The organism is Pseudoalteromonas luteoviolacea, assembly GCF_018100925.1.
Lineage (GTDB): Bacteria > Pseudomonadota > Gammaproteobacteria > Enterobacterales > Alteromonadaceae > Pseudoalteromonas > Pseudoalteromonas obscura.
Map to the genome: position 1 here is coordinate 483,766 of NZ_JAGJEH010000001.1, position 22,692 is coordinate 506,457.

22 protein-coding genes are annotated in these 22,692 nt (G+C 41.2%); 20 read left to right on the forward strand and 2 right to left on the reverse strand.

The window, feature by feature from the left end; all coding sequences use genetic code 11:
* Positions 1 to 24: 24 nt before the first annotated feature.
* The 6 genes from glgC to rluF all read left to right on the forward strand — a co-directional run bounded on the left by glgC (position 25) and on the right by rluF (position 7,427).
* On the forward strand, positions 25 to 1,323 hold the full coding sequence (gene glgC, locus J8M00_RS01845) for a glucose-1-phosphate adenylyltransferase (RefSeq protein WP_023397818.1): 1,299 nt from the start codon (positions 25 to 27) through the stop codon (positions 1,321 to 1,323).
* Positions 1,324 to 1,332: 9 nt separating this feature from the next.
* Positions 1,333 to 2,862, forward strand: a complete 1,530-nt coding sequence (locus J8M00_RS01850; RefSeq protein ID WP_211008666.1) for a glycogen synthase — start codon at positions 1,333 to 1,335, stop codon at positions 2,860 to 2,862.
* Positions 2,863 to 3,003: 141 nt separating this feature from the next.
* Positions 3,004 to 4,221, forward strand: coding sequence for an EAL and HDOD domain-containing protein (locus J8M00_RS01855; RefSeq protein ID WP_211008667.1), 1,218 nt, complete (start codon positions 3,004 to 3,006; stop codon positions 4,219 to 4,221).
* 74 nt (positions 4,222 to 4,295) lie between these two features.
* On the forward strand, positions 4,296 to 5,309 hold the full coding sequence (locus J8M00_RS01860; RefSeq protein ID WP_211008668.1) for a DUF418 domain-containing protein: 1,014 nt from the start codon (positions 4,296 to 4,298) through the stop codon (positions 5,307 to 5,309).
* Positions 5,310 to 6,407 carry an ABC transporter substrate-binding protein gene (locus J8M00_RS01865; protein ID WP_211008669.1) on the forward strand — a complete coding sequence of 366 codons (1,098 nt, stop codon included), beginning with the start codon at positions 5,310 to 5,312 and terminating at the stop codon, positions 6,405 to 6,407. It begins immediately after the preceding gene.
* Between the two features lie 111 nt (positions 6,408 to 6,518).
* Positions 6,519 to 7,427 carry a 23S rRNA pseudouridine(2604) synthase RluF gene (rluF, locus tag J8M00_RS01870; RefSeq protein ID WP_211008670.1) on the forward strand — a complete coding sequence of 303 codons (909 nt, stop codon included), beginning with the start codon at positions 6,519 to 6,521 and terminating at the stop codon, positions 7,425 to 7,427.
* 22 nt (positions 7,428 to 7,449) lie between these two features.
* Here rluF and J8M00_RS01875 read toward each other — a convergent pair whose 3' ends face one another.
* Positions 7,450 to 10,515, reverse strand: coding sequence for an efflux RND transporter permease subunit (locus J8M00_RS01875; RefSeq protein WP_211008671.1), 3,066 nt, complete (start codon positions 10,513 to 10,515; stop codon positions 7,450 to 7,452).
* Positions 10,516 to 10,517: 2 nt separating this feature from the next.
* Positions 10,518 to 11,597 carry an efflux RND transporter periplasmic adaptor subunit gene (locus J8M00_RS01880; protein WP_211008672.1) on the reverse strand — a complete coding sequence of 360 codons (1,080 nt, stop codon included), beginning with the start codon at positions 11,595 to 11,597 and terminating at the stop codon, positions 10,518 to 10,520.
* Positions 11,598 to 11,704: 107 nt separating this feature from the next.
* Here J8M00_RS01880 and J8M00_RS01885 point away from each other — a divergent pair, with 107 nt between their 5' ends.
* The 14 genes from J8M00_RS01885 (at position 11,705) to hupB (ending at position 22,576) form a co-directional block, all read left to right on the forward strand.
* Complete coding sequence (locus J8M00_RS01885) at positions 11,705 to 12,598, forward strand: LysR family transcriptional regulator (protein WP_211008673.1); 894 nt, start codon at positions 11,705 to 11,707, stop codon at positions 12,596 to 12,598.
* Positions 12,588 to 12,893 (forward strand): MGMT family protein, encoded by a 306-nt coding sequence (locus tag J8M00_RS01890; RefSeq protein WP_211008674.1) that lies wholly within the window; start codon positions 12,588 to 12,590, stop codon positions 12,891 to 12,893. The genes J8M00_RS01885 and J8M00_RS01890 overlap by 11 nt, the downstream gene beginning before the upstream one ends.
* Before the next feature lie 107 nt (positions 12,894 to 13,000).
* A complete protein-coding gene (locus J8M00_RS01895) occupies positions 13,001 to 13,573 on the forward strand; it encodes an LON peptidase substrate-binding domain-containing protein (protein WP_211008675.1) in 573 nt (190 codons plus the stop codon).
* Between the two features lie 58 nt (positions 13,574 to 13,631).
* Positions 13,632 to 14,255, forward strand: coding sequence for a sigma-70 family RNA polymerase sigma factor (locus tag J8M00_RS01900; protein WP_211008676.1), 624 nt, complete (start codon positions 13,632 to 13,634; stop codon positions 14,253 to 14,255).
* Positions 14,248 to 14,925, forward strand: a complete 678-nt coding sequence (locus tag J8M00_RS01905; protein ID WP_211008677.1) for a ChrR family anti-sigma-E factor — start codon at positions 14,248 to 14,250, stop codon at positions 14,923 to 14,925. The genes J8M00_RS01900 and J8M00_RS01905 overlap by 8 nt, the downstream gene beginning before the upstream one ends.
* A 14-nt stretch (positions 14,926 to 14,939) precedes the next feature.
* On the forward strand, positions 14,940 to 15,896 hold the full coding sequence (locus J8M00_RS01910) for a YbgA family protein (protein WP_211008678.1): 957 nt from the start codon (positions 14,940 to 14,942) through the stop codon (positions 15,894 to 15,896).
* Complete coding sequence (gene phrB, locus J8M00_RS01915) at positions 15,893 to 17,275, forward strand: deoxyribodipyrimidine photo-lyase (protein ID WP_211008679.1); 1,383 nt, start codon at positions 15,893 to 15,895, stop codon at positions 17,273 to 17,275. Before J8M00_RS01910 ends, phrB begins: the two co-directional genes overlap by 4 nt.
* A gap of 2 nt (positions 17,276 to 17,277) precedes the next feature.
* On the forward strand, positions 17,278 to 17,703 hold the full coding sequence (locus J8M00_RS01920; protein ID WP_211008680.1) for a nuclear transport factor 2 family protein: 426 nt from the start codon (positions 17,278 to 17,280) through the stop codon (positions 17,701 to 17,703).
* The gene (locus J8M00_RS01925; protein ID WP_211008681.1) at positions 17,700 to 18,419 is read left to right on the forward strand and encodes an SDR family NAD(P)-dependent oxidoreductase; all 720 of its coding nucleotides are present in this window, start codon (positions 17,700 to 17,702) and stop codon (positions 18,417 to 18,419) included. Before J8M00_RS01920 ends, J8M00_RS01925 begins: the two co-directional genes overlap by 4 nt.
* Positions 18,416 to 19,669, forward strand: a complete 1,254-nt coding sequence (locus J8M00_RS01930; protein WP_211008682.1) for an NAD(P)/FAD-dependent oxidoreductase — start codon at positions 18,416 to 18,418, stop codon at positions 19,667 to 19,669. The genes J8M00_RS01925 and J8M00_RS01930 overlap by 4 nt, the downstream gene beginning before the upstream one ends.
* Positions 19,666 to 20,391 carry a DUF1365 domain-containing protein gene (locus J8M00_RS01935; protein ID WP_211008683.1) on the forward strand — a complete coding sequence of 242 codons (726 nt, stop codon included), beginning with the start codon at positions 19,666 to 19,668 and terminating at the stop codon, positions 20,389 to 20,391. The genes J8M00_RS01930 and J8M00_RS01935 overlap by 4 nt, the downstream gene beginning before the upstream one ends.
* A 1-nt stretch (position 20,392) precedes the next feature.
* A complete protein-coding gene (locus tag J8M00_RS01940) occupies positions 20,393 to 21,658 on the forward strand; it encodes an SAM-dependent methyltransferase (protein WP_211008684.1) in 1,266 nt (421 codons plus the stop codon).
* The gene (locus J8M00_RS01945) at positions 21,630 to 22,148 is read left to right on the forward strand and encodes a DUF2878 family protein (protein ID WP_211008685.1); all 519 of its coding nucleotides are present in this window, start codon (positions 21,630 to 21,632) and stop codon (positions 22,146 to 22,148) included. Before J8M00_RS01940 ends, J8M00_RS01945 begins: the two co-directional genes overlap by 29 nt.
* 152 nt (positions 22,149 to 22,300) lie before the next feature.
* Positions 22,301 to 22,576, forward strand: a complete 276-nt coding sequence (gene hupB, locus J8M00_RS01950; RefSeq protein WP_023397797.1) for a nucleoid-associated protein HU-beta — start codon at positions 22,301 to 22,303, stop codon at positions 22,574 to 22,576.
* Positions 22,577 to 22,692: the final 116 nt, after the last annotated feature.

Here is a 22,692-nt window from a genome sequence, read left to right on the forward strand (position 1 = left end):
TGAACATAAATATGGAGATAAGAAATGCCGAGTTATGCAAACCGTTATATAAGTAACCTGACAAGAGATACGTATGCTCTGATCCTTGCGGGTGGGCGTGGCAGTCGGTTGCACGAATTAACCGACTGGCGTGCTAAGCCAGCGGTATACTTTGGTGGTAAGCACAGAATAATTGATTTTCCTTTGTCTAATTGTATCAACTCTGGGATCCGCCGAGTGGGTATTGCTACACAATACAAGTCGCATTCATTGATCAGGCATGTAAATAGAGCGTGGGGACACTTTAAGAAAGAACTAGGAGAATCCGTTGAAATTCTGCCAGCTTCTCAACGCTATGGTGATGAGTGGTATTGTGGGACGGCTGATGCCGTGTTTCAAAACATGGACATAATACGTCATGAACTGCCGAAATATGTGATGATCTTATCAGGCGACCATGTTTATCGGATGGATTATGGTGCGCTAATCGCAAAACATGTTGAAACGGGTGCTGATATGACGGTGTGCTGCATCGAAGTAGATTGTGATGAAGCGGCAAACACGTTTGGCGTTATGACTGTTGACGAGGGAAAAAGAGTTCGTCGTTTTGACGAAAAGCCCGCGGAGCCAACTTCTATTCCTGGTAAACCAGGTACCTGTTTAGCGTCGATGGGTAATTATGTATTCAACACTGAGTTTTTGTTTGAACAATTGAAAAGAGATGCGCAGAGGGAAGGATCAGGAAGAGATTTTGGACACGATATCATTCCGTCTATAATTGAAGAGCACAATGTATATGCGTTTCCATTTAGGGATCCCAGTCACCCAGGCCAGCCATATTGGCGAGATGTGGGAACCATAGATTCGTTTTGGGAAGCTAATATGGAACTTGTGTCGGTTCAGCCTCAGCTTGATCTTTATGATCCGTCTTGGCCAATTTGGACGTATCAAGAGCAGCTTCCTCCTGCAAAGTTTATTTTTGATGATGAAAATAGACGTGGTATGGCGGTTGACTCTACAGTATCAGGAGGATGTATAATTTCAGGCTCGGTTGTACGTAAATCTCTATTATTTTCAAATGTTCATGTCCACTCTTATTGTGAAATTGAAGGCGCGGTTGTGCTCCCAGGTGTTAAAATAAATCGCCATTGTAGAATTAAAAATGCGATCATAGATCGAAGCTGTGAAATACCAACAGGGATGAGGATAGGTTTTGATCCTGAGGAAGACCGCAGTAATGGCTTTAGAGTTTCTAACAAGGGCATTGTACTTGTAACAAGAGATATGCTTGTAGCTTTGCAAGCAAGTCAAAAGCCAAAAGAATCGAGTTTGCAAAGCGCTTAAGGTTGAGTTATGCATGTAGTGATGGTAGCAGCTGAAAATGACAAGCTGCCAAATTGCAAGGTCGGGGGGGTCGCAGATGTCATTCGCGACGTTCCCTACGCTTTGTCACGTATTAATATAAATACGTCCGTTATAGTGCCAGATTATGGTCAAGCCGCTATGGATCGCCAATTTGTTGCAGACATTGCGGTGCCTTTTAAACAGCATCTAGAAACGGCTGTTTTGTGGCAAGTAGAAAAGAGTGGTGGGGTTACGCAGTACGTTATCTCACATTCTCTTTTCTCGGAGCATGGTGGGGCTATCTATTGTAATGATAGAGATAGGCCGTTTTTCACAGACGCAAATAAATTTGCATTTTTTAGTGCAGCTGTGTGTGAAGTGATTGAGCATGGGTTTATTGGTGATGTAGATGTCTTACATTTGCATGATTGGCACGCTGCTTGTGTTGCTGTATTACGTCAATTTAGTCCCAGGTTTAACCTCCTCAAACAGATTAGAACTGTTTTTACGGTGCATAATCTCGCTCTACAGGGAGTAAGGCCTTTTAATGGAGATGAGTCGAGTCTAGAAGCTTGGTTCCCAACAATGAGTTATGACGGCCAGCAAATTTGCGACCATCTTTACCCCCACTGTTTTAACCCAATGAGGGCTGCGATTAACCTTGTTGATAAAGTGCATCTAGTTTCACCGACTTACCGTGAGGAAGTACAGAAAAGCAGTGATCATCAGGCTGGCTTTTTTGGAGGAGAAGGCCTAGAGCATGATATGCAAATTGCTGCTAGTCAAAATAAACTGTTCGGAATTTTAAACGGTTGTGAGTACGAACACACACCAATAGAACCAAGTTGGGACGACTTGATGAACAGTGCCGAGGCAAATGTTTTCAACTGGATGGCAAAAACATCTGAATTGAAAAGTGTCTACTATATTGCTCATCAACGGATCCTCGCGTGGCGAAACAACCCCTGTAGTGGCCCACTAGTTACCAGTATAGGGCGACTAACGGATCAGAAAGTGTTATTGCTAAAGCAAATGATTGGCAGTGAAATGGCGCTGGATCGGATTGCAAGGTCGCTACACGACCAACAGGGTCGAATAATCATTCTTGGCTCTGGAGATCATGAGTTGGAATATTTATTTTCTCAAGTTATGGCTCGCAATGAAAATGTGCTTTACTTAAACGGGTATGGGCATGATGTTGGCGATTTGATGTATGAGTTGGGTGATCTATTCTTAATGCCAAGTTCGTTTGAGCCCTGTGGTATTAGCCAAATGTTGGCTATGAGAGCCGGGCAGCCTTGCCTAGTAAATGCAGTTGGAGGCCTTGCTGATACTGTGTCAGACAATGAAAGCGGCTTTGTATTTTGTGGAGAAAATATCCAACAGCAGGTTGATAATCTAGTAAATAGATTTAAAGCTTGTGTTGATGTATTTATTCACCATAGAGATGAGTATAATAGGATTGCTACATGCGCATCTCAAAGAAGGTTTACATGGGACCAAAGCGCAATTCAGTACAAGGAAAATTTATATGAGTAGGGTAACCTACTCATCCTAGTGTTGTGATCTAGTACTTTAATGTTTTAGTTTTATTTTATTTATCAGAATTTCGGGTTAAAATAATTAAAAAGAATAGAACAAAAGTGCTGTTAATTTAACAGTATAGCTAGGAGCGATGATTTGAAAGTGTTTGTGGCCCGACAGGCCATTTTTAATCGCAAAAAGCACGTAGTAGCTTATGAGCTATTGTTTCGTGATGGCACCAAAAACAGCTTTCCTAATGTCGCTGAAAACGCTGCTACAGCAAAGTTAATTATGGATAACCAACTAAACCTGGGTACTCGTTATCTGACATCTGGAAAAAAAGCACTCATAAATATAGGTGAAGACTCTTTAAATCAAGAGCTTGCGCAGTTTTTACCCGCTGATGATGTTATCTTAGAGCTATTGGAAACTATCCCTCCTACTAGCGCCAATTACGAAAAAGTTAGACAACTTTTTCATAGCAACTACCGTTTAGCATTGGATGACTTCAACTATTCAAAAGAGTGGGAGCCATTCTTGAAATTGGCTAGGTTGGTTAAGTTTGATTTGGTTGAAACACCCTTAGATCAAATTGAGCCCTTGGTAAATCAGCTTAAAAAGCGAAAAAACTTGAAGCTGTTGGCTGAAAAAGTAGAGACCGAAGAAGAGTTTATAACTGCCCGTAACATGGGTTTTAGCTTTTTTCAGGGATACTTTTTCGCAAAGCCGACGATGATTGCGCAAAATGACATCGAAATAAACTATGCGATAGTCATGCTTATTTACGCAGAAGCATTAAAACCCAATATGAATATACCCAAAATTGCAGAGCTGTTTGCACAAGATACTGCGTTAGCCTACAAATTGCTCAGGCTAATTAATTCGGGTGTATTTCCAATTAAAAACCGCATTGAATCTTTAAAGCAGGCGCTAGTATACCTAGGTCATGAGCGTATTATTAAATTTGTGAATTTAATAATGACAGCGCATGTCGCGGAGACAAAACCGACGGAGCTGACACGATTGAGCATTGTTCGTTCACGGTTTTGTGAATTATTGAGTCGGCAGGTAGCACCTTCTCTTACAAGTATGAGCTTTTTAACCGGGTTGTTTTCGTTGCTTGATGCGATTCTAGATAAACCAATGGATGTCGTAGTTGAACGTTTACCCTTTCCTGAACTACTGAGAGATGCACTAGTAGGTGAACCTAATACACTGTTTTATATATTGAATATAGTAAAAGCATATGAGAGTGGGAGCTGGTGGGCGATGCAAGAAGCTTGTACTATGCTGAATATATCTGATGAAAACTTACCTGAATTTCATGCTCAGGCTGTGAATTGGGCAGACATGTACCGTGAACATGTCTATTGATGAGTAGAGTAAAGTCAATTGATGTCCTAAGAGGTCTGGCTTTATTAGGCTTGCCTCTTACAAATTTGATGTATATGGCTAATTTTACTTCTGGCTCTGTAGTAGATAGCAGTGACAAAATAGGGGCCAGTTTAAGCTTTGCAGCTGATGTTTTGGCACACGGTCGATTTAGAACTATTTTTAGTATTCTTTTTGGGTTGTCGCTGTGCTTATTTTACGAAAAGTACGGCCCTCATTGCATATCAAAAATGAGAAATAGGTTATTGGTTTTAGGGGCATTTGGGTGTGTTCATGGGGTTGTCCTTTGGCCAGGTGATATCCTACTTAACTATTCAATATCAGGTTTATTACTTTTATATGTATTGCGGCTAGACAGCGCCACACTGTTAAAGCTTGCTATTTGCGCCGTATTTATACCAATCTTTATTCTTATGTTGCTTATCTATCAAAGTGGTGGCGCCGACTTTACTCAACCACCTCAGGTTGATATGGCACCATTCGGTGTCTTTGAATTACTGGTATTCAATTTTTATAACTACATTGGCATGTTGGCGCTGTTACCCACCGTCACTGTGTGGTATATATTTGGTTTAATGGTGATAGGTGTGCTAGTTTACCGTGCTTATTGGTTAGAGAATATTGGCTTTTCGACACCTTTTAGCCTCTTGGTGCTCATACCATTCTCAATTCTTGGCTCTGCTTGGGCTCGTTTGACATTTACAGAAAGCAAAATCCTAATTTTTGACTTATTTAATTGGCTGTTTGCCATCCCATTTAGTATTGCTCTTGTATGTATTGGTCTGAACCACGCTGAACAAATTTCAAAGTGGCGCTCTATGTTATCGGCTGTAGGTCGATACACGCTATCCCTGTATTTATTGCAGTCAGTGGTAGGGGTTTGGCTGTTCCAATTTGCATACCCCATGTGGAGAGCTAATTTTACCCAAACAGACTATTTTTTGCTTTTTATTGGTTTGACTATTCTACAATTAGCATTAGTGTGGTGGTTTCGAAGAAACGCCATCAGAGGGCCAGCTGAGATAGTGTTTGCCAGTTGCCAGGATTATTTAAATAAAAGAGAGTCATAAATGTCGCCGATTAAAGTCGTGTTTCTGTTACTTGTGATGACCTTGTCTTGGGCTCCTATGGCCAAGAGCAATTTTTCAGTGTTGTTTGTTAACCCATCCCTAGAAGGAGAACCCTTTTGGGGAAAAGTGCAAAAAATAACGGAAGAGGCGGCAGCGCAGCTAGACATCAATATTGACGTAATTTATGGAGATGGTAATCGGCATATACAGCTGGCAGAGCTAAAGAAGTATTTAGATTACCGAGCAAGTCCTGACTACGTCATTTTGATGCTTTACCCGGGTGGAGCCGAACAAACTTTGAGTATGCTCAACAATTACGGGATCAAGTTCATCACCCTTGAGCAAACAATAACCGGATTAGAAAAAGAAGAAATAGGTATTCCCAAAAAGCGATTTGAACACTGGCTAGGTGAAGTGTATTTTGATAACTATCAAGCTGGTTATGACCTCGCTCGCGCACTGCACCTCAGTGTTGTCGCTAGTGGTCACAAAGGCCAGGTCAATGGATTAGCGATAAATGGCCACTATGGCAGTGAATCAGATAAGCGAAATCAGGGAGCGGCTGCTTACTTTCGAGAACATAAAATCAATTTGCAACAAACGGTGCACGCCAGCTGGTCAAAAGAACAAGCTTATTCGAAAACGAAGCGATTATTCAAACGCTATCCCGACACCCATTTAATATGGAGTGCATCAGATTTAATGGCAATGGGTGCACAAACGGCGGTTAGGCAGCTGGTAAAAGATAGCTCTAAAAAGGTGGCTATTGGCGGTTTTGATTGGTTATCTGATAGTTTATCGTTAATTGATGAGGATATTTTGAGTGCCTCTGTCGGGGGGCATTTTATGATGGGCGGTTGGGCACTCGTCTCGTTATTTGACTTTCACCACGGCGTCCCGTATTGGCTTACAAACAGTGCAATTACCTTTAACTTATCATCTATTACCAAAGACAATGTGAACGAGTATTTGTGGATATCCACAACCCCAGATTGGTCAAAAGTAAACTATAGAGGTTTAAGTATTTTAGATACGAAGATTAAAGAGTATGATTTTTCACCAAATCAATTGCGCCAAAGAGCGGAAACAATCAAATAGTGCTTGGATACTTGCCGTAAAGGTGTTTCAAGTGCAGCACGTCTGAGCTATGTGATTCATTTTATGCTTGAATCGTTATACAATTATGTTTTTTAGAACATTGAGAATGGCGTGGATACACCAAAACGATTAAACAAGTATATCAGTGAGACCGGATTTTGCAGCCGAAGAGAAGCCGACACACTTATCAGTGATGGCAGGGTTTCTGTCAATGGGCAGGTTGCTGAAATGGGGTTGAAAGTATCTGATTCCGATAACATTTTGGTTGACAACAAGCCGTTAAAATCCAAGCCAAAGCGTGTCTATATCGCCTACAATAAGCCCGTTGGTGTGACATGTACGACTGAGCGCAAGATAAAAAGCAACATCGTTAGTGCGATAAACTACCCAGAGCGAATTTTTCCAATAGGCCGATTAGATAGGCCTTCAGAAGGATTGATCTTTCTTACCAATGAGGGAGATATCGTTAACAAAATATTGCGCGCAGGAAATAACCATGAGAAAGAGTATATTGTCACGGTTGATAAAGCCATCGACGATAAGTTTATAAATGGCATGCGTTCAGGAGTGCCTATACTTGGTACCGTAACTAAAAAATGCTTTGTTAAAAAAACAGGGGCCAAGAAGTTCACCATTACGTTAACGCAAGGGCTGAACAGACAAATCCGTCGCATGTGTGAATATTTTGGCTATGAAGTGCAAACACTTAAACGTGTTCGCATCATGAGTGTCAACCTGAACGGACTAAGGGCTGGCGAATGGCGACATTTAAGTGAGGCTGAAATGGCTGAAATTAATGCGTCTATTGAAGGCTCATCAAAAACAGAAGAAGCGTCCGTAGATGATAAAAAAAGAGCTGGCTCCAAAGAAAAGCTCTCTCCAAAACGCAATTCATCAGACAGCCAACGAACGAAAGATAAAAGTAGGCAAACTCGACCTGAGAAAGGAAAGCGTAAGCCGGGGAAAAAGCCTGAACGAATGAAAGGGACACTGTCTTTAAACAAAAAAAATGGCCGCTAATGCGGCCATTTTATTTGTTCGGTTATGCAGCTTTAGGCGCTTTGATTTTAAATACTAAGCAATAAACTACAGGGATAACGATGAGCGTTAAAATTGTCGCAAACCCTAGTCCAAACATGATGGTTACGGCCATAGACTTAAAGAACACATCGAATAGCAATGGGATCATACCAAGTATCGTGGTGATAGCAGCCATTGAAACAGGCCTTACACGGCTAACGCCAGAGTCAAAGACTGCCTGATATGGCGCTTTTCCACTATCTACTTCAAGATTGATTTGATCCATTAAAACAATCCCGTTTTTAATTAACATACCTGACAGGCTCAGCAATCCCAATAGAGCCATAAAGCTAAATGGGGCTTGGAATACCACTAACCCTGCGGTTACACCAATAATAGCCAGCGGCACCGTGCTCCATATTACCAGAGGCTTTTTGATTGAATTGAATAGTAATACGGTGATCATAAACATACTTAGATAGCCAAGAGGTAACGAACCAAATATTGCAGTCTGAGCTTTTGAAGAAGACTCATACTCGCCACCCCATTCCATTTTATAGCCGACGGGTAGCTCAATTGCTTCAATATCCCCTTTGATGCGTGCAAAGAGCTTGGCAGGTGTTTCATTGCCAATAACATCGTGATCTGCCATAACAGTAATGGTGCGTTTTCTATCCCGGCGCATGATTAAACTGTCTTCCCACACAACTTCAAATTTGTCGACAATTTGGCTTACAGGTACATACACGTTTAATACTGGGCTAAACACCTGTAAATCTTGCAAGCTTTCAACACTGTATCGCTCCGCTTCTGGTGAGCGAGCAACAATTGGTAGCATTTGCGTACCGTCTCTGTATAAGCCAACCTGCTTGCCAGAGACACTTGTGAGCAGAAGCTGATCTAAATCAGACTTGCTGATCCCTAATCGACGTGCTTTTTGCTCATTGAAAACAGGTTGTAATACCTTGCTACGTTGTCGCCAGTCGTCCTTAATGCTATGTGCACCAGCGTCTTGCGCTAAGATTGATTTCGCTTCATTGGCCAATTGACGCAATACGACAGGGTCCGGTCCAGAAAATCTAGCTTCGATTTTGGCATCGGTAGATGGTCCAATCTCCATGCGTTTAATTTTTAATTGACCATCTAACTCATTTTCAGCACTAAAGCGGCGGACTTTAGCAATCATGTCAGTAACGTCTTCGCGAGTCTTTACGCGAATAATGAGCTGACCGTAAGCGTCATATTGCTTTTCAGGACTGTATGTCAGCATAAACCTTGGTGCACCTTGGCCAACAGTTGCTGTAACATCGGTGACGGCGTCATGCTGCTTTAAGAAGGCTTCTAGTTTCTTCACATTTTCAGATGTTGAACGAATATCGGCGCCTTGGTAATTCCAGTAGTCGACATAAAACATGGGCGTATTCGATGCTGGGAAAAACGATTGTTTAACCGACTTGAATCCGACAACCGAACTACCTAATAAAGCAACCATGAAGATAACAGTGGTCCACCTGTAACGCAGACTGAAGCCCAACAAGGCTTTGTAGGCTGTAAATATCGCACCTTGGTATGGATCGCTTTGTTGAGTACTTTCGCCTGTTTTGATTTCTTCTTTGAACAACATATTCGCAAAAAATGGTGTAAGCGTGATGGCTGTTACCCAGCTTAAAAGCAGTGAAATAAAGAGAACCCAAAACAGAGAGCCTGCAAACTCACCACTGGCATCGGAGCTTAACCCTATCGGCGCAAACGCGGTGATGCCAATTACCGTAGCCCCTAGCAGTGGCCACTTGGTTTGCTCAACAATATTCACTGCCGCTTTAATTTTTGTTTGACCTCGCTTGAGGTTGATCAGGATACCTTCGGTGATCACGATAGCATTATCGACTAGCATGCCAAGGGCGATAATAAGTGCGCCAAGTGAGATACGTTGCAAATCAATTGCAAACAATTTCATAAAGATAAATGTGCCAAGCACGGTCAGCAGTAAAATACCACCAATTAAAATACCACTTTTAACGCCCATAAAAATAAGCAGCACAATAATAACAATCGCGACCGCTTCCAGTAAGCTGACGATAAACCCATCTACTGATTTTTTAACTTCTGCTGGTTGGTTATAAACGCTATTGATTTCGATACCATATGGCTTTTGGTATTCAAGCTCTGCTAACCTTTTATTAATAGCTATGCCGACATCAACCACGTTTACACCTGATGTAAATGAAATGCCAACCAACAGGGCTCTGTTATTGTTAAAGCGGGTAATATGATTTGGTACTTCTTGATACTCTCTTGAAACAGTTGCGACATCACCTAGATAGATTAGCTCTCTTGCACCCGGTTGAGAAATAAGCAGGTTTTCAAGCTCAGATACATCAGAAAACTCACCTGTTGGGTGTAGGCGTATAGATTCGTTACCAACGCGAATTTTTCCTGCGTTGGACACGGTGTTCTGAGTTTGTAGCAGGGAAAAAATATGATTAGGTGATATGCCTAGTTGTGACATTTTCTGTGTTGATATTTCAACGATAACTTGTGCCTGTTGCTCACCTGCGACTGTGACCTTGCTAACACCGTCTACTAAAACTAATTCGCGGCGTAAAAAATCGACATAATCTTTTAGCTCGTCATAGGTATAGCCTGCCCCTGTTACGCCATACAACATGCCATATACATCGGCAAAATCATCCATGATTGTCGGGGGCTGAACACCCGCCGGCAAACGCGGGCTGAGGTCATTAATTTTTCGTCTCAGCTCATCCCATATTTGTTTGAGGTCTTCCTTTCGATAAGTACTTTTCATCTCAACAGAAATTTGCGACTTTCCCGGAGATGAAATAGATGTTACGTAATCGACATATGGCAGGCTTTGTATTGCATTTTCAATGGGGTATGTAACTTCTTCTTCGACTTGCTGTGGTGATGCACCGGGGTAGACGGTTATCACCATTGCTTTTTTAAGTGTAAATTCAGGGTCTTCTAATTGTCCAAGACCAAAGTAAGACACTGCACCTGCTGCAAATAGCAGTACAGCGAACATCGCACTGATGACCTTATTTTCGATTGACCAACTTGCTAAGCTCATAATTATAAGCCTCGCTCTTTAGTCCAAGGTCTCACTTTCAGGTTTTCTTTAAGGTAATGTACGCCAGCTGCAACGACAATTTCGCCTGCCTCTAGACCGGACACAACTTCAATGCTGGATTCTCTCATTTCACCCAGCGTGATATGGCGTTTTGTGACAGTGCTTGTCTCAGAGTTGTAGACCCAAACATAATGGTTGTTGTCGATCTTTTCATTTTGAACAGAAAACACCGCTTCATTGGGAATTAACAGCGTTTTCTTTTGGAGGTTCATCACTTTGCTTGGGTCAATATATACGTGGCCTGTCATGCCTGCAAACAGGTTAAAGTCTTCTGGGATCGGTAAAGAAAATACGACCTTATAAGTCAAAGTAACTGGATCCGCTTGTGTATCCCACTCTTTGATTGTGAGTGTATATGACTTGTCAGGAAATCCGTCAAATACAACGGTTGGATGATAGTCGAGATCTTTGTTTACACGGGCAACAAGTTTCTCAGGTACTTGAATCACGACATCCATGCGGTCACGGGTTTCAAGTCTCAAGATGTTTTGCTTGGCGACAATATTTTCAAAGTTTTTTACAAATACTTTTGCGACCGTGCCATCAAAAGGGGCTCGAAGTTCGCTATTTTCTAAATTGGTTTGCGCTATTCGGTATGCTGATTCAGTTACTTGTTTATTTGCAAGGGCCTGATCATATTCAGCTTTACTTGCAGTCGATTTGTTAAATAATGATTCAATTCTGTTTAATTGCAGTGCTGCAAGTTCGTATTGTGCTTTGCGTTGTTGGAACTGTAACTCAAAATCTTCGGGATCTAATTTAGCCAGTAATTGCCCTTTTTTAACTTCTTGCCCAGCTAAGATTGGGAAGTCGATCAGTTCGCCATTAACGCGAAAAGCAAGGTATGACCCTTGGTTGGCAACGACTTCAGCAGGAAAGTGCCTGAGAGTTGCGGCAGCTGGATCACTCACAGTATGCAACTTTACAGGTCTAACCAAGTCTTCAGTAGGTGATTGGATAACTTCATCTTGGCAGGCACCAAGGAAAAGTGCGGATGATAATACGAGTACGCGTTTAAACACTTAAGTTACTCCGAAATGTATGACTCCTAAGATAATGTAGTGCAGGATATATAAAATAGTACTAAAATAAAAATTATAAATAATTAAGGTTTTAATAAATAAAGTTTATGAAGTTGTCGGATTTAGAAGTACTTCACGTTGTGGCGCATTCTCAAAGTCTCAATGATGCCGCCAAACGACTGTTCAAAACACAGCCAGCTGTCACTCAGGCACTAAAAAGGTTGAGCGCAGAACTGGGCTTTCCTTTGGTTACGAGAGAAGAGTACCGGATTAAGTTAACGGAGCAGGGAGCGCGATTTTATAAGGAGGCTGTTAAATTAATTGAACATCATGAGAACCTCAAAGCAATGGCTGCGGACTTTGCGCAAGGCAATGAACCTAAATTTAATATATGTTATGAGGCAATGAGTTATGATTATAATTGCAATGAACTGATAAAAAAAACATTCAGGCAGTTTCCTTCAACAGCGTTTGAGATCACCAGTGGAAAGCGTTTTGTCGCCTTAGATAGAGTAAATCAAGGGATATCCGATATTGGAGTTGGCCCATGGTTTAATCTATTCCATGCAACGGGAGATTTGGAGTCGGTTGCAATTGGTGAAGTCACTCTTGGATTAGTCGCTAAAAAGGGTTTGATACCAAACAAGCTAACATTTGATGAGTTAAACCAATATCCCTGTTTGGCGATGACTGAGAGTGGCTTTGAATTTGATAGCGATCGTCTAGAGTATTCTAAAAGCCGCAGCGTGATGAAGTTAGATGATATTGCAACTATTAAAATGTTTCTTTTACAGGGCATGGGTTTTGCGATAGTGACGCTTAATCACTGCGAAAAAGAGCTCCAGCAAGGGCTTTTGGAACAAATTAGGGTGACTGATAAGCAAGACCAGTTTACCGTTGATATTCATGCTTTCAGACGGCATTTACCACATCAAGGTTCGGTGGCTCAATATCTATGGGCTGGGTTTAAAGAGTTAGGTAAGCAATACAGTGAACGATGAATTTAAACAAAATGTATATACATTAATAGGTGCAATTCCCCAAGGACATGTAGCAACTTACGGACAAATCGCAAAGCTGGCAGGTGCACCTAAACATGCGAGGGCTGTTGGCTATTTACTGAAAAAGTTGCCAAAGGACAGCTCTCTGCCTTGGCATAGAGTGATAAATAGCCAAGGAAAGATCTCATTTCCTCTTGATAGTGACAAGTTTCAGGCTCAGAGTCGAAAACTACAAGCTGAGGGCGTCACGATAAATTCAGGACGTGTAGCACTTAAAAAATACCTTTGGCGCTGACGTTTACCTTTAAAAGATACATATGGCGGGGAATTTCAAACTTTGAGTTGATCGGATTTTAGTTGGGAGGCGTAAACATACTTAGAAATTAACACAACTAAGTCAATATGAAACGAGCACTTTTCCCTTTATCTATATATATTTTGCCGCAAGGATACACGCGACTACGTATTTTTGAGCCGCGCTATCTTCATATGGTGAAGGTAGCGATGAAAGAGAAGAACGGCTTTGTGCTTTGCCATAGTGATAAAACGCGCCCTTCTAAAGTGTCTGCTGAAGGTGTCTATGTAGAAATTGTCGACTTTTCACAAGACCAAGGTGGGCAGCTATTAATTGATGTGTACGCAAGGTGTAGGGTGAATATTTTAGATACTGATGTCGATGATTTAAACTTGAAACATGCTTGGTGTGAGCCAATAAATGAACCGCTGTGGGATTTGCAAGACGGCAACTTTATTTACCATGAGCGTCTTGCTGATCTATTAAGAGATCTATTTGTTATCAATACCGAGTTGAACGACTTGTACAAGAAAAAGAACTATGCCGACCCAATTTGGGTAGCAGCGCGCTGGTTAGAGTTGTTACCGCTGACCCTAGAGCAAAAGCAAAAAATACAGAGCTGCCAATCTTATCAAGCTGTTGCCAACGTTCTTTTTGAGATTTTTGATGAACCAGCGTGATCTAAATGTCAAACCTACCCGTATAGACTACTATGTTACTGACTCAGAGCGTTAAATTATGGTTAGTTTAGAGCAATCAAGTGATTGCCGTACAATAAAAGGTAAAAACGTAGGGATGCAAGAAACCCCTTCAGAGCAGCTAACGGCAGCATTAGTGAACGTAGCAAACAACGCAGACAAAAAAGCGTACGCCTACCTGTTTTCATACTTCGCGCCGAAAATAAAGCGTTTCGGCATAAAGCAGTTTGGATCAGAGGCGATGGCGATGGAACTCGTTCAAGACACCATGACATCGGTGTGGAGAAAAGCGAAACTTTATCATCAAGACAAAGGCGCGGCTACCACGTGGGTGTACACGATAATGAGAAACGCATCCTTTGACGCTTTGAGAAAAGTGAAAAGCAATAAAGAAGATAATCTCAGCGAAGAGATTTGGCCTCTGTTTCACGATGAGCAAGTTTGTGAGAAAAGCTTTAAAGATCATTTACAAACAAACCAACTTAAAGAAAAAATTAAGAGTTTGCCCGCAGCGCAGCGCGATGTTGTAGTTGGCGTATATTTTGAGGATATGACACAAGAACAGCTGGCACAGCATTTAGGTATACCTGTTGGAACAGTCAAATCACGATTACGCTTGGCACTTAAAAAGTTGAAAGTCGAGTTGGGAGAGCAGCATGATTAAATATCACCCTTCAAAACAGTTGATGCAAAAACACGTTGCGGGTGAGCTACCTGTTGGTTTGAGTGTAGCGATTGCTGCACACATAGAGTTGTGTGGCGCATGCAAACTGGAACTCGACGCGTTGGAATCAAAGCAAGCTGAAGCTGCATTTACGAATAGTGGCAGCTATTCAGAAGAAGCAGCGGAATCAAGCACAGAAGAAGACTTGGCATTTGAAGCTATGATGAACGATATCACCCAGCTCGACATGAGTAGCGAAATGGTGCCTCGAGTTCCTCAAATGTTTGACTATCAGGACAAATCCGTTCAGTTGCCCAGAGCAATTGCAGCCCTAAAGCTAGGCAGTTTTATCAATGCAGGAAAGGTGTCTCGTGCTCGTTTTGAATTGGACGAAGGCCCATTGCGGAGCAGCCTATTACATATAAAACCAGGCGGAGAGATCCCCGAACATACACATACTGGGTTTGAATTGACGCTACTGCTGGATGGGTCTTTCGAAGACGAGAGCGGCTCATATGTGCCTGGCGACTTTATTATGTTAGACGGCAGGCATAACCACACACCAAAAACAGAAGAAGGTTGTTTGTGCTTTACTTTAGTAGACAGTGCATTGCACTTTAATAAAGGCCTTAGCAAGTTGCTAAACCCAATTGGTAATCTTATCTATTAATATGGGAGTCGAGTATGCAATTTAAATCACCGATACAAATCGGATTAAGTGCTTGTCTTGGCGGGGACAAGGTTCGTTTTGATAAGGGTCATAAGCGCTCAAATTTTTGTATGGACGAATTCAGTAAATATGTCGAATTCGTTAAATTCTGTCCAGAAGTTGCGATTGGCATGCCGATACCACGTGAAACGATAAGGCAAGTGCGTTACGGTGACACCATAAAAGTATGCCGCCCAGATGGGTCTCAAGATGTTGGTCCTAGGCTAACTGAGTACGGCAAAAAGATTGCTCAAACAAAAGCGAAAGAGCTATCTGGTTTTGTATTTTGCGCAAAGAGTCCTAGCTGCGGTATGGAGCGTGTTAAAGTTTATAACGACGCAGGTACAGGCGCGACAGCTGAGGGGGTCGGAGCATTTGCAGCAGAGATCATGCGTCACAATCCATTATTGCCATGCGAAGAAAACGGTCGTTTGAACGATGTGCATCTGCGGGAAAACTTCGTAATGCGGGTGTTTGTTTATAAATCCTGGCAGGAGTTAACAGAACAAAAGCTGAGCAAGCATAAACTGACCGAGTTTCACGCTAAGCATAAATACTTGCTTATGAGTCATAACTATGAAGCTTATCGCAAGCTTGGTAGGTTGCTTGCTGAGGTAGAGGCCAACACGATAGAACAGGGGGCTGAAGAGTATATACTAGGCCTTATGGAAGCGCTGAAGAAGCCAGCTAGTCGCAAGGCGCAAGCAAACACGTTAGCGCACCTTCAAGGCTACTTCAAAAACGAATTGTCTCAAGTCGAAAAAGCAGAAATGGTGGAGGCGATTGATGAATATCGAACGGGCTTGGTACCGTTAAATGTGCCTTTGACGCTTTTGAAACACCACTTGCGAGTGCACCCCAAAGCCTATTTAGAGCAGCAAGTATATTTCGACCCATATCCTCATGATTTAAAACTAAGGTTTGCAATTTGAGCAAAGTACTATTTTGGTTTAGGCGCGATCTTAGGTTAGCGAGTAACCAAGCACTTCAAGATGCAGTGAACAACGGCGCCAGCGAGGCGCTGTTTTTTGTCTGTGAAAAACAGTGGCAAATTCACAAAACCAGTGAAATTCAAATTGATTTGTTGAAGAGGCGAATTGACTATTTGGGCAGAAAGTTGGCGGAACTTGGTATCAAACTGCATGTTGTAGATGCGGTCGACTTCAAACAATTGCCACTCAAATTCAATGAGTTCATTACATTACACGGATTTACGCACGTATACGCTAATAGGGAGTATGAAATTAATGAACTAAATCGAGATGCTCAGTGCTCTGAATTTGACGCTGAATTGCGCCTGTATGATGGAGATGTTTTATGTCAGCCAGGGAGTGTAGTGACTAAAAGCGGTGAGATGTTTAAAGTATTTACCCCGTTTAAAAAAGCTTGGCTATCAGAGTTTTCACAGCGCACCTTCCCTCTGGGTAAGTATCTACATACAAGCTTTACACCCACAAAGTGGCAATCACCCGATATTTTAAAATCTGATGGGCAATCAGAAAAGTGGCCTGTGGATGACAATACACTGTCACAAGTTGTAGAGCTATTTTTAGAGAGTAAATTAAACGATTATAGTGAATATAGAGATATTCCAAGTATTAAAGGAACTTCGGGGTTAAGTCCATACTTAGCTCTAGGATTCATTTGTGCCACAGATTTGATTGCTAGAATACAACAACGCATTCCTGACATATTATTAAGGACAAAAACTTCGGCATTTGTATATATCAATGAATTACTTTGGAGAGAGTTTTACCGCCACTTGATGTATGTTTTTCCTAAACTGTGCAAGGGGAAAAACTTTAATGAGAAGTACGATGCGGTTATTTGGTTAGATGACGAAACTGCTTTTACAGCTTGGTGTGAGGGTAACACAGGGTATCCCATAGTTGATGCGGCAATGCGGCAACTAAATCAAACAGGGTGGATGCATAATCGACTTCGAATGATCGTGGCAAGCTTTTTGACAAAACACTTATTAATCGATTGGCGTAAAGGAGAAGCTTATTTTATGAATAAGCTTATTGACGGCGATTTGGCAGCCAATAATGGCGGTTGGCAGTGGGCGGCCAGCACTGGGTGTGATGCACAGCCGTACTTCAGAATTTTCAACCCGATAACACAGAGCGAAAAATTTGATCCTGATGGTACTTTTATTCGTAAATATGTACATGAATTAGAATGGGTGCCAGCTAAATATATTCACTTCCCTCATGACTATATAAGAGCTGTGGGGAAACAGTGCTACATTTTGCCCATCGTTGAACATAAAGAAGCAAGAGCAAGAGCACTTGATGCATTTAAGGTATAGGAATGGAACAGCACCTTAGCAATTTTGTTGATATATATAATCAACTCTCGGACAAAAACTTAAATCTATTACGAAGCATTTATGACGATAGCATCGTTTTTTCTGATCCACTACATAAAGTCGAAGGCATTGAGGATTTAACAAAGTATTTTGAAAATATGTACGCCAATGTTAACTCCATCTCGTTTGATATCAAAGAGCACTACGTAATAGACGACAAGGGGTTTTTATATTGGGATATGCACTTTTCTCATAATAAGCTCAATAATAGGAAAAGCATTACTGTAGCAGGACATAGTCAACTTACCTTTAAAGGTGAAAAAGTGATTAATCACCGAGACTATTTTGATGTGGGCGCTTTATTATATCGAAATATTCCACTGCTTGGCAGTGTTATAAAAACACTTGAAAAGCGAGCTGTATCATGACTGTTGAGACAAAGCATGTAGTCATAACTGGCGCAACTTCGGGTATCGGTGAAGCGTTGGTAAAACGCTATTCGTTATCTCATAATGTAATCGCATGTGGCCGAAATGAGTCAAAGCTCGCTTCATTCGCAACACAAGGCATTGAAACTTTGAAGTTTGATATAACGTCAAAGCAGCAAGTTTTTGACGCAGCAAACAGCATTGATAACGTAGATATTGTAATTTTAAACGCTGGTGTATGTGAATATATAGATGACGCAAATCAATTTGATTCAGCGTTATTTGAACGGGTTATCCATGCCAACTTGATTTCCACTGGGTACTGTCTAGAAGCATTTATACCCATGATTAAAAAAGGTGGACAACTTGTTATAGTCAGTTCTAGCGCGAGCTTTTTGCCGCTGCCAAGGGCGCAAGCCTATGGCGCATCTAAGGCGGCATTAAGCTATTTAACGCGTGTCATGCAAGTAGAGCTGCAAGATATACATGTCACACTGGTACACCCCGGCTTTGTAGAGACACCTCTAACTGATAAAAATGATTTCCCTATGCCTTGTTTAGTTAGCTGCGAACAGGCCTCAGAACGTATTTATAACGGGGTTTTAAATCGCTGTGATGAAATCCATTTTCCAAAGCGCTTTACTTTGTTTTTAAAGCTTTTCTCTCTTCTTCCATTCAAACTTTGGTCGCCAATAGCTAAAAGGATAAAACGTTGAAAAATATTGCAATAATTGGGTCTGGTATCTCAGGATTAAGTGCGGCTTACTTGCTTAACAACAAACATGATATCACCGTATTTGAAAAAGAAGATAGGCTTGGCGGTCATACAGCTACTATTGATGTTGATACACCAGAAGGTCTAAAGGGTATTGATACTGGCTTTATTGTTTTTAACGACCGCACTTATCCTTTATTCGAAAAATTGTTGGATAAAATAGGGGTTGGCCGTCAGCCGACACAAATGAGCTTTAGCGTTAAAACGGCAGGCCGAGATTTTGAATATAATGGTCACACGCTTTTTTCACTGTTTGCTCAAAAACGCAATATATTGTCGCCAAAATTTTGGGGTTTTCTTTACAGTATTATTAAGTTTAATCGACTTTCTAAAGCACTATACCATAGCGGTGATTATTCAAAGCATACGAACTTAGGCGACTTTCTAGATGCACATGGCTTCGATGAATTTTTTAAAAAGCACTATATTTTACCTATGGGGGCAGCGATATGGTCGACCAGCTTAAAAGGCATGCTAGATTTTGAAATTCAGTTCTTCATTCAGTTTTTCTACAATCATGGTTTATTAGACGTTGCAGGCAGACCTCAGTGGTATGTTATCCCTGGCGGGTCAAAACAATATATTGCGCCTTTGACTGAGTCATTTAAAGATAAAATACGCTTAAACGCTCATATTAAGTCGGTTGCGCGTTTTGATGAGCACGTTGAGGTAACATTTGACGATGGAAGCGTAGAGTATTTTGATGAAATTGTCTTTGCTTGTCATTCTGACCAAGCTTTGACTTTGTTGAAAGATGCATCCGATGTTGAACTGGACGTACTGGGGTCTATTCCTTATACACCAAATAGCGTTGTACTTCACACAGATATATCGTTACTGCCAAAGCGCAAGGCTGCTTGGGCGAGTTGGAATTATGCGTTAGATGAGAGTCAAACAAGGCCTGCAAGTGTAACATATCAAATGAATATACTTCAGGGAATTTCATCTGCACAGCAATATTGTGTGACATTAAATAATGATGGTCAGATAGATAAGGATAAAATAATTAATCAGTTTACTTATTATCACCCCGTATTTAACACGCAAAGTATCCGAGCACAAAAAAGAAAGTCGGAAATAGATGGCGTTAACCGCACTTATTTTTGTGGGGCTTATTGGTTCAACGGTTTTCATGAAGACGGAGTCAAAAGCGCAGTAGACGTTGCTAAACAGCTCGGAGTTGAGTTTTGAATAGTGCCATCTATTTAGGTGATGTCAGGCACCGCCGCTATGCCGTCGCAGAACATCATTTTAAATATCCAATGTACATGATGTGTATTGATTTGGACGAGCTGCACCTACTGGATGATATTCATCCAATGTTTGGCACCAGAGGCAAAAAATTACTTCGGTTTGAACAGGCCGATTATTTAGTTGGAACTGAGGAGCCTTTAAAGCAACGAGCGTTAAATAAAAGCCTTGAATTGGGTGTCGATGCTTCTGGTAGCAAAGTATATTTAATGGGACAAATGCGCTGCATAGGCTATTATTTTAGCCCTGTTAATTTTTATTTTTTTTCCAAGGAAGACGACGAATATACGCATATGCTTGCTGAGGTTAGTAATACACCATGGAACGAGCGCCATTATTATCTTGTTCCACTTGGAAAAAAAGTGAACTTTGAAAAGACTTTTCACGTATCACCTTTTATGAATTTAGATATGGAATATCATTGGCATATAAAAGCACCTAAGCAACATGCCTTTGTCCATATCGAGAATAAAAAAGAGCGTGAACTCTTATTTGACGCCACATTAAGACTGCAGCGAGTACCTCTAGAAAGACACGCTGTCAGTAATTTGTTGAAGCAGTTTCCAGCGATGACTTTTTCAATTTTGAAAGGCATTTACTGGCACGCGTTAAAGCTTTTTATTAAGCGAGTTCCTTTTATCAGTCATCCCGGAAGTTTGTAAGATGGAAAAAACGACACAATCATTTAGCAGTGAGAACAGCGACGGCTTTTTAGTAAAGGTGTGCAAGTCATTAGTTATAAAAGCGCTAGCACAAATTACGTGGGGTCATATAAGGCTAATTGACGCGGATCAAGAGTTTTCATTTGGAAACGAAAAAAGCGCAGACAAAACGACAATACACGTTCAGTCTGGACAAATGTATGCCAAATTTGCGCTTGGTGGCAGCGTTGGGGCGGGTGAATCATATATCTTAGGACATTGGACTTGTTCAGATTTAACCAAGCTTATAGAGATATTTGTCGTAAACCAAGACGTGTTAGACCAATTCGAGAAAAAGTTTGCGCTTATCTCTGGACTGTTTAACAAAGTAACGCACTTTAAAAATCGCAATACTAAAGCCGGTTCAAAGAAAAACATTGTTGCTCACTACGATTTGGGTAATGACTTGTATAGTGCATTTTTGAGCGAGGAAATGCTTTATTCTAGCGCTGTTTATCCAACACACAACGCAACGCTTGAAGCCGCTCAACAGCACAAACTAAAACAAATATGTGAGCAAGTAGACCTAAATAAATCAGATCATGTAATTGAGATTGGCACTGGATGGGGCGCTTTTGCGATATATGCTGCGCAAAACTATGGGTGCAAGGTCACCACAACGACTATCTCCGAAGAGCAATACGCCTATGTGAGTCAAAGAATAAATGAACTTGGTTTACAAGAACAGATCACACTGTTGAAGGACGATTACAGAGAGCTTGGTGGTAAGTTTGATAAGCTAGTCTCAATCGAAATGATAGAGGCGGTAGGACATGATTATTTGGCTGGTTTTTTCGAAAAATGCAGCGCGCTGTTAAAGCCGGATGGTGTTATGTTGATCCAAGCAATTACTATTGCATGCCAAAGATACCATCATTACTTAAAAAACTCTGATTTTATTCAACAATATATTTTTCCAGGTGGGTGTCTGCCTTCGATCACAGAAATGAGCAAGCAGATCTGCAACAGCACAGATTTAGTTGTTCACTCGGTTAAAGATATCGGCTTGCATTATGCAAAAACTCTGTACGATTGGCGCGATAGGTTCGATAAAGCTTGGCCGTCACTGGATAATAAGAAATTTGACCAGCAATTCTATCGTCTTTGGGAGTTTTATCTTTGTTATTGTGAAGGCGGGTTTAAGCAAAGAGCAACGAGCGCAGTGCACCTAGTTGCCAGAAAGCCTAGGCATTTTAGTGATGATGAAAAAGCATTCTGTCATTATTAACTTTGCGCTATTCCAGTTTGCTTGGTTTTCCGTGTTTTTCTTGCAGTCTGATGCGTTATTGCCAGTTGGCATTGCAATAGCGCTAATGTTCTGTTCGAGCCCTTATAAATCGCAAGATACAAAGTTTGTGTTTATAGGGCTGTGGGTTGGTTTGTCTATTGAGTTAGTTGCGGTGAGTGTCAATGTTATTGACTATGGAGATGACATGCTCCCGGTTTGGCTAGTCTTGCTATGGCTAGCGTTACTATTTTCGTTTAGAGAGTCACTAAGCAAACTTTTTCATCTCCCCATAAAGTACAGAGCGCCCATTGTTTGGTTATGTACACCGGCCAGTTATTATGCTGGTTCGAAAGCCGGGATATTATCTACATTAGAACCTTTATGGTTATTTTGGGTTATCTACGGTGCTATATGGCTTATTGGTTTTGAGGTGCTGAGGTGGCTTGACGCACACGCCTTTGTAAGAAGGAATGATGAGGTATTGAGCTAAATCGTTCCTCTTTTAGCTAAATATATGCGATACAAGCACAATTTGTCAGATTAATTTCGAATATAGTTGAATTTTGGCTTGCACTCATGCTTAAAATGAATAAACATAGAATTTGCTCCGGCAGAAAATAAAAAAATATAGGAATTTTTAAAATGAACAAAGCTCAACTAGTTGAAAAGATCGCGAACGACGCTGATATCTCTAAGACGGCAGCTGGCCGTGCATTAGACGCTTTAACTAGTGCTGTAACTGAAGCTCTAAAAGAAGGTGACTCAGTAGCACTAGTTGGTTTTGGTACTTTCTCTGTAAAAGAGCGCGCAGCACGTACAGGCCGCAACCCTCAAACTGGTGCTGAAATCCAAATTCCAGCAGCAAATATTCCAAGCTTCAAAGCTGGTAAAGGCTTAAAGGATCAAGTAAACCTTTAATTCAATGACGAATATAATTGACTGTGAGATTTATCTCGTGGACATAAACTAGAAAAAGAGCCAAAAGGCTCTTTTTTATTTGTATAAAAACTTGAATATATAAATAACAGTAGGGT